This is a genomic window from Bifidobacterium mizhiense (genome assembly GCF_020884755.1).
Classification (GTDB): Bacteria; Actinomycetota; Actinomycetes; order Actinomycetales; family Bifidobacteriaceae; genus Bombiscardovia; species Bombiscardovia mizhiensis.
The window spans coordinates 43,611-58,031 of the sequence record NZ_BPWE01000001.1 but is presented as its reverse complement, the minus strand read 5'-3'; the positions used below and the strand labels follow the sequence as shown (position 1 = coordinate 58,031).

Here is a 14,421-nt window from a genome sequence, read left to right as displayed (position 1 = left end):
TGTTATGAGCATCGAGGTTGATAGACAGACCTGGCAGGAGGATCTGGACCTGGCCATCGCCATGGCTGACCAGGCGGATCAGGTCACCGTGGGCTACTTCAAGTCGCCGGATCTTAAGGTGGAACGCAAGGCGGACAATACTCCGGTTACCCAGGCCGACAAAGAGGCGGAGGCAGTGATTCGTCGCGTTCTGGCCCAGGCAAGGCCGAACGATACCATCTATGCCGAGGAGCTGGGAAAGCAGGAGTCCAACGGCAGGCGGTGGATCATTGATCCCATTGACGGGACAAAGAACTATGTGCGCGGAGTACCCGTCTGGGCGACCCTGATCGGCTTGGAGGTAGACCATCAGATGGTGGTCGGCGCGGTATCGGCCCCCATGTTGGGCACCCGCTGGTACGCTGCGCAGGGTCAGGGAGCCTACATGGCGCGCCAGGGTGAAGCTCCCCAGGCCATCCACGTATCAAGAGTGGACCGGATGGAAGACGCCTCCATGTCCTTGTCGTCGCTGACTGGGTGGAAGGCCATAGGCCGACGGGAGAGACTTCTGGACTTGACCGATCGGATCTGGCGGCTGCGCGGATTCGGGGACTTTTGGCAGTACATGCTTCTGGCCCAGGGTGCCATCGACCTGGCGGCCGAACCGGAACTTGACCTCTATGACATGGGTGCCCTGGTCCCCATTGTGACCGAAGCCGGTGGCAGCTTTACTGACCTGGCGGGCAACCCGGGTCCATGGGGTGGCAATGGCCTTGCCAGCAACGGTCTTCTGCACAAGGAAGCCCTGGCGGCCTTGGGTGATTGAAACATATGACATATAGAAGAAGGCCGGTGACCACATGCATTGCTGTGGTCACCAGCCTTCTTGGTTCTCAGGACCAAGTTCTGAGGACCGAACCCTTATCTCAATCATCCCTCATTCGACCATCAGTCGGGTTGAGGGGGCAGGTCCGGTCAGCGGTCAGGCCTGGAACTTGTTGCCGTAGGCATCGCCCTGGCTGGCGACGACCTCGGCCTGACGGGCGATGGAGAGCTCCTCGTTGGTGGGGATGACGCAGACGGCGACCGTGCTGTCGGGGGTGGAGATGATCCGTGCCTCCTTGGAGCGCTGGTCGTTCTTCTCCTGGTCCAGCTTTACGCCGAAGGGCTTCAGCTGCTCGATGACCTGGCGACGCACGATCTCGTCGTTTTCGCCCACGCCAGCCGTGAAGGTGATGGCGTCCAGGCCGCCCATCTGGGCCGTGTAGTTGCCGATGTAGCCGACGATGCGGTGGACGTAGATGTCCAGTGCCAGCTTGGCATCCTCGTCGCCCTCGGCGATCAGCTTGTGGACTTCGCGCATATCGCCGTGGCCGGTCAGGCCGGTCATGCCGGAGCGCTTGTTGAATAGGGTGTCCAGTTCATCCACGCTCATGTGGGCGTTGCGGATCAGGTGGAAGACAACGGCAGGGTCAATGTCGCCGGTGCGGCCGCCCATGACCAGGCCCTCCAGGGGGGTCAGGCCCATGGAGGTCTCGACGGGATGTCCGGAGACCTGTGCTGACGCGGAAGCCCCGTTGCCGATGTGCAGGACGATCTGCCGCAGACCTTCTGCAGGCTTGCCCAGCAGGCCGGGAACCAGCTGGCCCACATACTGGTGGCTGGTGCCGTGGGCGCCGTAGCGACGGATGTGGTACTGCTTGGCGATGTCCTTGTTGAGGGCGTAGGTGGAGGCCTTCTTGGGCAGTTCGAAGAAGAAGGAGGAATCGAAGACGAAGACCTGCGGGGTCTGCGGCATCAGCCGGCTCATGACCTCGGCGCCCTCAGCCTCGGGTCCGTTGTGCAGGGGGGCCAGCACGGCCAGATCCTTGACCTGGCTCAGGGTCTTCTTGGTCAGGAGGGCAGGCTTGGGGAAGATGGCTCCACCCTGGACGACACGGTGACCAACGGCGATGATGCCGGCCTTGTCCAGATCAGGGCCATACTCCTTGAAGAAGCCCAGGACGCGCTTGAGTCCGGTCTCATGGTCGTGGATGGGCTCCTCAAGCTCATGCTTCTCGCCATTGACCTCGTGCTTGTAGTGGCCGTCGGTGGGCTCGCCGATCTTCTCGACCAGACCCGAGGCCAGGCTCTGGCTGGTCTCCAGATCGACCAGCTGGTACTTGATCGAGCTTGAACCCGAATTGATGACTAGGACGGTTTTCGCCATTGGGGCATCCTCCTGATGTGCTTGTATAGAGCCTGCGCTCCTCGATCAGTCTTCAAGATTACTCGTCGGCCCTTACAAGCCGCGGTATATAGCCAGGCCGACATGGTTTTGGGGCTGCTACCGGACCCTTCTTGAAAATAGGTTCCAGCAGCAGCCCCAGAGGTTCATATAGACCTTATAGGGACGGCGATCAGTCCTGGGCCTCGACGGCGGTCAGAGCCACGGTGTTGATGATGTCGGCCACCAGAGCGCCGCGCGAGAGGTCGTTGACCGGCTTGTTCAGCCCCTGCAGGACCGGTCCGATGGCCAAAGCTCCCGAGGTGCGCTGTACGGCCTTGTAACCGATGTTGCCGGCGCTCAGGCTGGGGAAGACGAAGACATTGACCTTTCCGGCAACCGGATCACCCTTGGCCTTGGTGGCTGCCACGGTGGGCGACCAGGCCGCGTCGAACTGGATGGGGCCCACGATGGGCAGGTCCGGCGCCTTCTCCTTGGCCAGGCGGGTGGCCTCTTCAACCAGGTCGACATCCGGGCCCTTGCCTGAGCCCAGGGTGGAGTAGGAGAGCATGCCCACGCGCGGATCCACGCCGAAGGAGCGAGCGGTTTGGGCCGACTGGATGGCGATGTCGGCCAGTTGCTCGGACGACGGGTTGAGGTTGATGGCGCAGTCGGCGAAGACCGCCACATGGTCGGGGAAGCACATGAGGAAGGCTCCGGAGACCAGCGAAGCGCCCGGCTTGGTCTTGATCACCTGCAGGGCTGGACGGACCGTGTTGGCTGTGGAGTTGATGGAGCCGGACACCAGGCCGTCGGCCTTGCCCAGCACTACCAGCATGGTGCCGAAGTAGGAGGGGTCGGCCAGCTGCTTGCGCGCCTGCTCCGGAGTCATGCCCTTCTTGGCACGCAGTTGGCAGAGACGATCAACCATGGGTGCCAGCACCTGCTCGTCGTCCATGGGCTGGAATGAAGCCTTGGCCAGGTTGTCGAGGCCAAGCTCCTTCCCGCGGGCCAGAATGGAATCCTTGTCGCCCACGATGATCAGGTCGACGATGTTCCGCGCCAGCAGGTAGTCGGCCGCCTTGATAATGCGGTCCTCGCCGCCCTCGGGCAGGACAATGGTCTTCTTGTTGGCCTTGGCCTTGGCCAGCAGATCGTTCTGGAATGCTACAGGAGTGGTGGCCTTGGGGCTGGCGGCGTCGGCGGCCTTCAGCACCTGGTCGACATCCACCTCCTGCTGGAATGTCTGGCTGGTGGCCTGGCGGGCCTGATCGGCGGACGGATCCGTGTCGAAGTCCATCTTGGAGACGGTCCAGGTCGGCAGATCGTATTCCTGGAAGGCCTGGGTAAGTGGCGCTTTCTGTTCAGGCTGGCATCCGGTGATGAAGACACCGGCGAGCACGGCTCCCTGCGCCTCGATGGTTCGCCGGCAGGCGGCCACGGTCTTTATGACCTGACCGGGTTCCCTGCCGATGGTGCAGACGGCCAGCATGACCGGGGACCTCAGGTCGGCGGCGATCTGCGCGTTCAGGGCAAACAGGCCGGGGTCGAAGAGCTTTGAGGCATCGCTGCCCACGATCAGGACGCGCTCGGGATGGGTGGCCTCCACCAGCCCGTCATAGGCATTGAGGACATCGGCCCGGGTCTGCATGGGATCCTCAGTGGCGTGCCCGGGGCACTTGCCACGGCAGATCTCTGGATCCGTGTCGGGGAATGAGCTGGCTGCAACCAGTTCCGGGGTCAATGGGTGCTTCCTGCAGGCGATTGGCCTGAATACGGCCGTTTTAGTTTTGGCGCTCAGGGCCTTGGTCAGGCCGTAGGCCACGACATTGCGGCCGTTGGCGGCTTCTGGGCTGATGATGGTGATGCTTGCAAGACTCACTGTGTCTTCTCCTGTCCGGACGTGGTTGCCTTGATGACTGCTTTGTTCACAACCTTGTCCAGTATACAGAAACCGCCCGCCATGCGGGCTGCGCATGACGGGCGGTTCCAGAGTCGGATCAGCGTATCACTCGTTGTCTCCGGCGGTCGCGGCGGTGGCGGAGATGGTCTCCTGGCCGGCGCGGTTGGCATCGGGCCAGACCCAATCGGTGTAATCGGGGTGGTCGTAGCCCTTGTCCACTGCGAACTGGAAGGCCTCGTCGCGGAACTTGGTCCACTTGTCGATCTGGTCGGCGTACTTGCCGGCGTCCACCAGCTTCAGGGCGGAGGCGGCCAGGCACCAGCGGTCCATGTTGTTGACGCGCACCATGTCGAACGGCGTGGTGGTGGAGCCCTGCTCCTCGTAGCCGTGCACGGAGAAGTTGTCGTGGTTGGGACGTCCGTGGATCAGGCGGTAGATGGAGCCGGGGTAGGCGTGGAAGGCGAACAGGACCGGCTTGTCCTTGCTGAAGAGCTTGGTGAACTCCTCGTCGGACAGGGCCTGATCGTTCTCCTCGGTGTCCTGGATCTTCAGCAGGTCGACCACGTTGACGAACTGGACCTTGAGGCCCAGCTTCTGCAGCATGTCGTCGGCGGCCAGGGCCTCCTGGGTGGGGATGTCGCCTGCGGTGGCGATGACGACATCAGCATCCTCGGCATCCTTGGCGTTGGAGGCCCAATCCCAGCGGGCGGCCCCCTTCTCCAGCTCGGCGGCGGCCTCGTCCACGCTCTGGTAGGTGGCGGCAGGCTGCTTGCCGGCGAAGATGGCGTTGATGCAGTTGGTCGACTTGTAGCAACGCTCGCCCACGTTCAGCAGCATGTTGGCGTCGGCGGGGAAGTAGATGTTGACCACGTGATCGTTGTTGAAGTTCTTGTTCAGCAGGATGTCGACGAAGCCGGGATCCTGGTGGGAGAACCCGTTGTGGTCCTGACGCCAGACGTGCGAGGTGACCAGGAGGTTCAGGCCGGCGATGGGCTTGCGCCACGGGATCTCGCGGACGGTGGCCTCCAGCCACTTGGCGTGCTGGTTGATCATGGAGTCGATGACGTGCACGAAGGACTCGTAGGAGCTCCAGATGCCGTGGCGTCCGGTCAGCAGGTAGCCCTCCAGGAAGCCTTCCATCTGGTGCTCGGAGAGCTGCTCGATGACCTGGCCGGTATGGGCCATGTGCTCGTCGGTCAGCTCCGACAGGTAGTCGGCATCCCACTGCTTGTTGGTCACTTCGTAGGCGGCAGCCAGACGGTTGGAGGCCGTCTCGTCAGGCCCGAAGATACGGAAATCGGTGGGGTTCTTGGCCAGCACGTCGCGGGTGTAGTAACCCAGGACGCGGGTGGCCTCGGTGGCGCCCCAGCCATGGCCGTGCTTCTTGACGTCGATCTCGTAGTCGTGGATGTCAGGCAGCTCCAGCGGCTTGAGCAGACGCCCGCCGTTGGCGTTGGGGTTCTCGCCGATGCGCAGGTCGCCCTTGGGCATGAAGCTGGTGACCTCGGGACGCAGGGCGCCCTTCTCGTCGAAAAGCTCCTGGGGCTTGTAGGAGGCCAGCCAGTTCTTGAGGACCTGGAAGTGAGCCTCGGTGTCGCGGGCGGAGGTCAGCGGCACCTGGTGGGCGCGCCAGGATCCCTCGGTCTTCTTGCCGTCGATGAACTTGGGGCAGGTCCAGCCCTTGGGGGTGCGGAAGATGATCATGGGGTAGAAGGGACGAGTCATGTCGTCGGTTTCGGCCCGGGCCTTGATGTCGCAGATCTTGTCGAAGACGGTCTCCAGCATGTCGGCGAAGCGACGGTGGATGGACAGATGATCCTCGTCGTCGAATCCGGCAACGAACTCGAAGGGCTCATAACCCATGCCATGGAAGTACTCATGCAGCTCTTCGTCGGAGATGCGCGAGAGAATGGTCGGGTTGGCGATCTTGTAGCCGTTCAGGTGCAGGATGGGCAGGACGATGCCGTCGGTGCGGGGGTTGACCAGCTTGTTGGACTGCCAGCCGGTGGCCAGGGGGCCGGTCTCGGCTTCGCCGTCGCCCACGATGCAGGGCACGAAGAGGCTGGGGTTGTTCATGATGGCGCCATAAGCGTGGGAGAGGGCATAGCCCAGCTCGCCGCCCTCGTGGATGGACCCGGGGGTCTCAGGCGCGAAGTGGGAGGGGATGCCGCCCGGGTAGGAGAACTGGCGGAAGAACTTCTGCAGGCCAGCCTCATCGTTGGTGATCTTGGGGTAGTACTCGCTGTAGGTGCCATCCAGGTAGGACTGCGAGGTGCCGGCGGGGCCGCCGTGGCCGGGGCCCATGATGATCACGGTGTTCTGCTGATGGTCGGCGATCAGACGGTTGATATGGCCCAGCAGGAAGTTCAGGCCGGGGGTGGTGCCCCAGTGGCCGACCAGACGATGCTTGACATCCTCCCGAGTGAAGGGCTCCTTCATCAGGGGGTTGCTGCGAAGATAAATCTGTCCGATGGAAAGATAGTTGGCCGCCCGCCAATACTTGTCGACGGCCTCGAGGGTCTCCTCGGCGATTGGGGTCTCCAGCTTCGCCCAAGGGGTGCCGATAACAGGATTCGTCATGTGTACTCCTGCACTTTAGTGCGATTGTTTATTTACCTCGGTTACGGGCTTGTACAGTGTCATTCCAGGCATCTGTCGGGTCCGTACCCAATGCCTACATGGTACGTGAACGAGCAGACTTTTCTGAACGTTTTCTTGCAGTGTGTGTTCGCTCTTGTGAGAAAATGCGAGGGAATTGTCTGCTTGCAGACATGAACTTCCATTGGGGCTGCCGATCTGGGCTCAATGACGGTAGCATTGTCGAAAACTGCAACCATACTGGACTTGTTCGAGGGCCTCGAATCGTCGCTCCCGGGCATCCATGGCAGATACAGCATACATATATAAGGAGTCTTATGGCACAGGGTCCCGTCCTGGTGGTCGATTTCGGTGCGCAGTACGCCCAGCTGATCGCTCGTCGAGTCAGGGAGGCGGGGGTCTACTCCGAGCTGGTGCCTCATTCGATGAGTCTGGACCAGATGCTGGCCAAGGATCCCAAGGCGGTCATCCTTTCCGGCGGACCTGCATCCGTCTACGTGGACGGGGCACCCACCATAGACAAGAGGATTTTCGAGGCGGGGGTGCCCGTGCTGGGCATCTGCTACGGCTTCCAGGTCATGGCTCATGAGCTGGGCGGCGAGGTGGACAAGGCGGCCCTGGGGGAGTACGGCAAAACCGAGGCCTTCATCGACAGCGCCAAGGGAATACTGCAGGATTCACCCGCCCGGCAGGATGTGTGGATGAGCCATGGCGTCGCCGTCAATCGTGCGCCTGAAGGCTTTGAGGTTCTGGCGCATACCGAGGGTGCTCCGGTGGCGGCCATGCAGGATCCCTCCCGGGGGCTGTACGGGGTCCAGTGGCATCCCGAGGTGACCAACACCCCTCTGGGGCAGGACCTGATCGACCGCTTCCTGCACCAGTGCGCGGGACTGCCGTCGGACTGGAACGCTTCGGGCATCATCGAACAACAGGTGGAGAAGATCCGCCGCACGGTGGGTGATGACCAGGTCATCTGCGGCCTGTCGGGCGGCGTGGATTCAGCTGTGGCGGCCGCTCTGGTCCACAGGGCCGTCGGCGACCAGCTGACTTGCGTCTTTGTGGATCACGGTCTGCTGCGTAAGGGGGAGGCCGAGCAGGTCAAGCATGATTTCGTTGCCGCCACTGGCATCAAGCTAATCGCAGTAGATGCCTCACAGGACTTTCTGACCGCGCTCAAGGGTGTTTCCGAGCCTGAGCGGAAGCGCAAGATCATCGGGGAGAAGTTCATCCGCACCTTTGAAAAGGCCCAGCGGCAGGTGATTGAGGAGGCCGGCAAGACCGGTAAAGAAGTCAAGTTCCTGGTGCAGGGCACGCTCTACCCTGACGTGGTCGAGTCTGGTGGTGGAGATGGAGCGGCCAATATCAAGTCTCACCATAATGTGGGCGGTCTGCCTAAGGACGTCAAGTTCAAGTTGATCGAACCTCTGCGTACCCTCTTCAAGGATGAAGTCCGAGCCATCGGCACCGAACTGGGCCTGCCTGACCAGATCGTCTGGCGTCAGCCCTTCCCGGGCCCTGGTCTGGGCATCCGCATCATCGGCGAGATCACCCAGGAACGTTTGGAGACCCTGCGTGAGGCCGATGCCATCGCCCGCGAAGAGCTGTCCAAGGCTGGGCTGGATCGGCAGATCTGGCAGTGCCCGGTGGTGCTGCTGGCCAATGTGCATTCAGTAGGCGTGCAGGGCGACGAGCGCACCTATGGCTCGCCGATCGTGTTGCGTCCTGTTTCCTCTGAGGATGCCATGACCGCCGACTGGACGCGTCTGCCCTATGATGTGCTGTCTACTATTTCCACGCGGATTACCAACGAGTGCCCGGGCATCAACCGCGTGGTCCTGGACTGCACCTCCAAGCCGCCGGCAACCATCGAGTGGGAGTAAGGCATCTGGGCTGATAAGCCGTATGGCAATGCATCATATGGCTTATCAGCCCATTCAGCTGGTTTCTAACCACTTGAGCGCCGAGAGCTAATAGAAGAGTTCAGGTGCTGTAATTCCTCGTTTACTTTTCGATGATGGCCGCGTTGATCCGGTCAACCAGCTCACGGGGATGTTCTACCCCGAGCACCAGTCGGTCATAGCGCTCACCCTTGAGTTGGATGACAATGGGACTTTCCGGTCTGGTGACATTCCAGAATGTCTTTTCCCCGTGCTCAATGTATGTGCCGGCCCATTTACCGGGAACATGAAGGCCGGGCGCACGCAGGCCTTTGGCATCATCAAGAATGCCCGGATCCTCGCTCGCACCCAGAACATGCTCAAGCGGCACGGCCAGTTTCCCCTTGAACGACCACATCTTATCCAAGCCCTGCGGTTCAACTTCCAGCGTCCGCCCGACAATTGCCACCTTGTTGTTCATGACTCGCTTCTTTCATCATCAGACTGCAACCGAATATGTGCACGCTGCAGTAGCGTCTCGCCAAGGAGCGTGGCGATATCAAGGGCCACAGCGTTGGTATCGTCAGATCCCGAGCTGGACAGCTTCGCAAGGTAATCCCTGACCAGCCCACGAACCTCAAGATCATGATCTGACAGCTCCATGAGTGCCACCAATACCAGATTGAGCACTCCTGAATCGCCCGACCCAGAATCCGTTGCATCACGGAGCGCAGCCACGAACATGCCACGCTTGCTGCCGAAGGCACCGTAGAGACTGCCCCGGAGCAGACCCGTGGCCTTGACGAGAGCATCAATCGACGTTCCCTCATAGCCATGCTCCAGGAAAACCTCGCGGGCGCGGGCAAGTACCTCATCATCATCGAAACTTCTCTTGCGACCCATGCCCGTCAAGATAGCATTAGTTGACTAATCGGTCAAGAATGATAAGCGGTCATTTGATGGGCGCCTTCAATGAATGTTCGTATTCCTGCAGCCATTCCTTAGTCACTGGTTCGATTCGTGTTCCGCCCTTGCCATCCGGATTGGCCATGAGTATGCGTATCGGCTCGCCCTTCTGGGCTGTGCAGAAGGTGAATTCCACGTTGGTGGCGACCCCCCATTCTCCTCTTGCGTTGAGTGCGATCATGGAGATCTCGCCGACCTTGCCGTAGCGGTTCCTCAGGAGGTCGTCAAATCCGTAGACTGCAGTATCGCAGGCCTCCTGAGGGGTCAATCCACTTCCCATAAGGGCAACGATCCGATAGGAGAGGCACCCTTTCATGATGTCTTCTCCCAGCCCGGTGGCGGCCGCCCCTCCGATGGTGCTGTCCACATAAAAGCCCGAGCCGGGTAGGGGAGAATCGCCTACTCTGCCAGGTTCCTTCATGAAGAGCCCCGATGTTGATGTACCGGCAGCCATCGAACCGTGTGCATCCAAGGAGATGGCCCCGACCGTATCGTGCCCTCGATAGGGGCCGGCAGACTCCGGTGTCGTGGTCTTGGCGGCTTCCAACTCCCAACGCTTTCTGGCCCTGTCCGTCAGCATATTGCGCATTTCGAACCCGCTGACCTGGGCGTAACGGGTCGCCCCCTGCCCGACCAGAAAGCTGCTGGTATGGCGTCGGCTCAGCCGTCTGGCCACGGATATGGGGTGGAGCACATGCTGGATGCCGGCCACAGCGCCCATTGCCATGCTGTTCCCGTCCATGAAGGCGGCGTCCATCTCCATCTCACCTTCCCGGTTGGGCAAAGCTCCATAACCGACGGAGGTGTAATCGGGGTTGGCTTCAACCTCTCGGATCAGCGCCTCGACAGCATCACCCGCCTGGCCACCCTCCTCAAGACCGGAACTTGACTTGACCATCCCTTCATAGGCCATCCGCCATGTAGCAATGGATGCCCAGGTGGACTGATCGTGGCTGACTATCTGTGGGGATGAATCACTCATTTCCTTGGTTCTTTCTGTCGGTGCGGTCGTTGACTGCTCTTGGGTGGAGCACAGAAACTGTTTTAAAGCAGAAGAGCAGGCGAGACCTCAGCCGGTCGATGAATGATCGAGCTGATGGACCCTGCTCCTGAGGGGACAGCCGTCAGTAGCGGGCTTACCTCGCCCGCATGCAGACAGCAACGATGTCCTCTGCCTTATCTCTTCTGTCAATGATAATTAATAAAGATACTTTTGTTTCGGAATGTCTTGCCAGCGTTCCAATTGCTTTATCGGCGTTAGCTTTTGCGTACATCCCTTAAGGCTGACATAAAAGGCCGAGTTTCAACAATTCGTTTGGTGATCGCTGTATGGCAGATCCGGCCGATTCGGCCTGACGCACCATCTTCGGCATGTACAGTTTCCAATTTGATATATACTATTAACAAACTATTATCTATTGAAATAGTTCGGGACCAAGATGGTCCATTGAATCAAGTTGTTTGCAGTACATGAGTGAATCAATCACTCGCCATCGTAAATGCGAATGCGATGACAGTTCCGAGGAAGGGACTTTCATGGAGTCAAAAGAGAAACAGGTGAACACCAGCTCACCGATTTTGATGTTGGGCATCTTGTCCATATCGTTCCTGATGTCGGTTTCCAATGCCGTATCAGGGACAATCCCGTTGATGAAGCAGTACTTTTCCAACATCTCGGAGGCCAACGTCGAGCTGTTGGTCGTCATTCCCACGGGAGGCGTCCTGCTGGGAACTGTGGTCAGCGGCCTGATATCCAACAAGCTGGGCAAGAAGTACACGGTCCTTCTGGGATTGATAGTCTCCTTGGTCTTCGGAGTCATCCCCGCCTTCTTCTACAACTACCCGGCCATTTTCCTGTCGAGAGCCATGTTCGGCGTGGGCATGGGCATCTTCACCCCGCTGAGCGTCTCCTACATCACTGATGTCTTCCCTGAGAAAATAAGGAACAGGCTCCTGGGTTGGAGGAACTCCGTCGGTGCCATCGGCGATTCGATCATGCTCTTCATTGCAGGATTCCTGATCAACATCTCCTGGCATGCCACTTACCTGGTCTTCCTCTTCCTGATCGTGCCAATCGTCCTCGTCTCCCTTTTCGTCCCCAAGCGGCTTGACCGAGTCATCGTGGAGGACGGCAAGGAGGTCGAGGAGGACACCTCCATCAAGCCGTCCACCAACGGTGGTGTCATCCAGCTGGCTATCCTCTTCCTCTTCGTCTGCCTCTTTTACTCGGCTATCTCCCTGAAACTGGCCAGCCATATGGTCGATTCACACATAGGCTCTGCAGCCGATGCCACCAGGATCTTCGGTTTCCTGGTACTTTGCTCGATTATCTCAGGCATCGCTTTCGAACAGCTCGCCAAGTGGTGCGGACGATACACTGTCTTCATCTTCGAGGTGCTGACGGCAGTGGTCATGATCGCCATGCCCTTCACCAACTCCATTCCGATCTTGCTGGTTCTGGTCCTGGTGGCGGGGTTCTGCAATGGCATCATCAATCCGGCTCTGACTGCCCGCATGGTGGCCTATTCGCCCAAGGGCTCCATGAATCTGACCACTTCGATCATCCTCATCGGCATCAACGTCGGCTCCCTGGTGGCTCCCTACTTCTTCCAAGCTTTGGGCGGGGTGCTTGGCAATAAAGACCCAGGTTTCATGATCATGTGTGCAGGAATCTGCTACGTGATTCTGGCCCTTTACGATGCCTTCGTCGTCAAGAAGGACAAGCTGACCATCTGAGAGTGGTCATTGCAACTCGTGTCAATCAACAGAAACAGAGGTAAATAATGAGCGATACCGTGGCATGGTTCAAGCAGGCCAAGTACGGAATGATGATTCACTGGGGTCTCTATTCACTCCTGGGAGGGGAGTACCAGGGGAAGTCGTCTAGCAACTATGCGGAATGGATCCAATCCAAGCTCCAGATCCCCAACAAGGAGTACGAACGCCTGACCCAGGCCTTCAACCCCATTTATTTCGACGCGGATGCCATAGTTGATCTGGCCAAGCGCTGCGGCATGCAGTACCTGGTCGTCACCACAAAGCACCATGACGGCTTTGCCATGTACCGGTCGCTGGTGGATCCTTACAATGTCTACGACGCGACGCCCTTCCACAGGGATGTGATCGGCGAGCTGTCTTTGGCCTGCCGCAAGGCTGGCCTGCGATTTGGTCTCTACTATTCGCAGGACCTGGACTGGCATGAACCGGATGGCGGCGGATACCTCTCGAACGACATCGAGACGGCGGGCACCACCTGGGACAACAGCTGGGACTTCACAGGGGAGAAGAACTACGACCGGGCGTTCGAGCATAAGATCATGCCGCAGATCGAAGAGATCATGAGCAACTATGGAGAGATCTCGGTTGCCTGGTTTGATGTTCCCATGACCCTCAGCGACGTGCAGAGCCAGACCATTTACGATACGGTCAAACGCCTGCAGCCCGACTGCCTGATCAATTCCAGGCTGGGCAACGGCCGCTACGACTATGTCTCTTTGGGGGACAACGAGATTCCAGAAGACTCGGACGCCAGCGACAAGGCCGCTTCGGATGGGAATGTCGATTACAACTCGATCGAAGGATTCAAGCCCTCAAAGCTTGGTCTTTACGAGACCGCTGGTACCATCAACGATTCTTGGGGATTCTCCTATCATGACCAAAATTGGAAGAGCCCGCAGACCATTCACGATTACAAGGCCCATCTGAATAAGTACGGCATCAACTACCTGCTCAACGTCGGTCTGGATGGATTGGGACGAGTTCCCATGGCTGCTGAGCAGGCACTCCTGGGAGCGCGAGCTCTGGAGGCTTGAGGATTTAGCATCAAGACAATTAGCAAGGGATACTGTTGTAACTATGTTGCTTCTGCGCCGCAGCATCCTTTGCCGGCTGTCCTTTTCACTCTGCAGGGCTTGGCGAGTCTTGATTTCTTCGAATCCAAACCTATTTGCAAGCATTCAGCTGCTATGGAGTATTGTTCTGATACCTTGTTTATCGTCTAAAGGTCTTTGGCATGAATCATCAAGTAGTCCCAGGCACGGGTGGGAAGCAGGGCATGAAGGGCGACTAGGGGTTTGGCGCCGAAGCCCAGTAGATAGCGTGGATGGGGATGGCGTACCGTCGAGGCTCGGACGATGGCCTTGGCAATGGTCGATGGTGGGGTCAAATGCCTGCTGGAATATAGCTTGTGCAACCCGGCAGCAGCTCGGGATCCTGACTGTTGATAGGCGCTCTTGCGGGTTACCTTCTGAAGATGGTCGGCGGCTATTGCGCCCCAGTTGGTGGCAATGACTCCGGGCTCGATCAGGACCACATCGATGCCGAAGGGTCGGGTTTCCATACGCAGAGCGTCGCTGAAGGCTTCAAGAGCATACTTGGTGGCATGGTACCAGGCACCCATATAGGTGACCATTCGGCCTGCCATGGATGAGGTGTTCACGATGCGGCCGCGTCTGGCTTGGCGCATGGCAGGCAGCACCAGCTGGGTCAATCGGGCGAGGCCGAATAGGTTGACTTCGAATTGCCGACGGACCTCGTCAATGGAGACCTGCTCGACCGGTCCATAGGAGCCGTAGCCGGCGTTGTTGACCAGCAGATCGACCCGCTTTTCCTTTTCCAGAATTCGTGTGACGGCCCTCTCAATGGATGCAGAATCGGTCAGGTCCATCTGCACGGCTGTCACGCCCTTGTCGGCCAGTGGCTTCAGTCGTTCGACTCGTCGTCCTGCAGCATATACCTTGTATCCATGATCGGCGAGCATTCGAGCTGTTTCAAACCCTATGCCGCTTGTTGCTCCGGTGACCAGCGCCACCCGATTGGTCATATTGATCACTCCTTCTGGCTGGTGTCTGTGAATCGTGACTCCTGCCTCTCTTTGAGGCACAGTATATGAC

Annotated in this window: 11 protein-coding genes; 4 read left to right on the top strand and 7 right to left on the bottom strand. The window is 59.2% G+C overall.

All coding sequences use genetic code 11. The annotated features are described in order from the left end of the window. Positions 1-4 precede the first annotated feature (4 nt). Positions 5-805: a histidinol-phosphatase gene (gene hisN, locus LPC22_RS00250; RefSeq protein ID WP_229131595.1), complete on the top strand. Its 801-nt coding sequence runs from the start codon at positions 5-7 to the stop codon at positions 803-805. A gap of 156 nt (positions 806-961) precedes the next feature. Here the strand turns inward: hisN and LPC22_RS00245 are convergent, their stop codons facing one another. The 3 genes from LPC22_RS00245 to LPC22_RS00235 form a co-directional block, all read right to left on the bottom strand. Next, the gene (locus LPC22_RS00245) at positions 962-2,188 is read right to left on the bottom strand and encodes an acetate/propionate family kinase (protein ID WP_024627366.1); all 1,227 of its coding nucleotides are present in this window, start codon (positions 2,186-2,188) and stop codon (positions 962-964) included. A gap of 190 nt (positions 2,189-2,378) precedes the next feature. Further along, complete coding sequence (gene pta / locus LPC22_RS00240; protein ID WP_229131594.1) at positions 2,379-4,067, bottom strand: phosphate acetyltransferase; 1,689 nt, start codon at positions 4,065-4,067, stop codon at positions 2,379-2,381. Positions 4,068-4,193: 126 nt separating this feature from the next. Then, complete coding sequence (locus tag LPC22_RS00235) at positions 4,194-6,668, bottom strand: phosphoketolase (protein ID WP_229131593.1); 2,475 nt, start codon at positions 6,666-6,668, stop codon at positions 4,194-4,196. A 335-nt stretch (positions 6,669-7,003) separates the two neighbouring features. On the opposite strand from LPC22_RS00235, the gene guaA reads away from it, so the two are divergent. Continuing rightward, a complete protein-coding gene (guaA, locus tag LPC22_RS00230) occupies positions 7,004-8,566 on the top strand; it encodes a glutamine-hydrolyzing GMP synthase (protein WP_229131592.1) in 1,563 nt (520 codons plus the stop codon). A gap of 121 nt (positions 8,567-8,687) precedes the next feature. Here the strand turns inward: guaA and LPC22_RS00225 are convergent, their stop codons facing one another. Genes LPC22_RS00225 through LPC22_RS00215 form a run of 3 tightly spaced genes read right to left on the bottom strand, consistent with a single transcriptional unit; the run spans position 8,688 to position 10,511 of the window. Next, on the bottom strand, positions 8,688-9,044 hold the full coding sequence (locus tag LPC22_RS00225; protein ID WP_229131591.1) for a PH domain-containing protein: 357 nt from the start codon (positions 9,042-9,044) through the stop codon (positions 8,688-8,690). Then, positions 9,041-9,466 carry a helix-turn-helix domain-containing protein gene (locus LPC22_RS00220; RefSeq protein WP_229131590.1) on the bottom strand — a complete coding sequence of 142 codons (426 nt, stop codon included), beginning with the start codon at positions 9,464-9,466 and terminating at the stop codon, positions 9,041-9,043. Before LPC22_RS00220 ends, LPC22_RS00225 begins: the two co-directional genes overlap by 4 nt. Positions 9,467-9,515: 49 nt before the next feature. Beyond that, positions 9,516-10,511 (bottom strand): glycosylasparaginase, encoded by a 996-nt coding sequence (locus tag LPC22_RS00215; RefSeq protein ID WP_229131589.1) that lies wholly within the window; start codon positions 10,509-10,511, stop codon positions 9,516-9,518. 488 nt (positions 10,512-10,999) lie between these two features. Here LPC22_RS00215 and LPC22_RS00210 point away from each other — a divergent pair, with 488 nt between their 5' ends. Beyond that, positions 11,000-12,265, top strand: a complete 1,266-nt coding sequence (locus LPC22_RS00210) for an MFS transporter (protein WP_308443375.1) — start codon at positions 11,000-11,002, stop codon at positions 12,263-12,265. Positions 12,266-12,312: 47 nt separating this feature from the next. Next, positions 12,313-13,341: an alpha-L-fucosidase gene (locus LPC22_RS00205; RefSeq protein WP_229131587.1), complete on the top strand. Its 1,029-nt coding sequence runs from the start codon at positions 12,313-12,315 to the stop codon at positions 13,339-13,341. Between the two features lie 185 nt (positions 13,342-13,526). On the opposite strand, the gene LPC22_RS00200 is transcribed toward LPC22_RS00205, so the two are convergent. Further along, positions 13,527-14,351 carry an oxidoreductase gene (locus LPC22_RS00200; protein WP_229131586.1) on the bottom strand — a complete coding sequence of 275 codons (825 nt, stop codon included), beginning with the start codon at positions 14,349-14,351 and terminating at the stop codon, positions 13,527-13,529. Positions 14,352-14,421 lie beyond the last annotated feature (70 nt).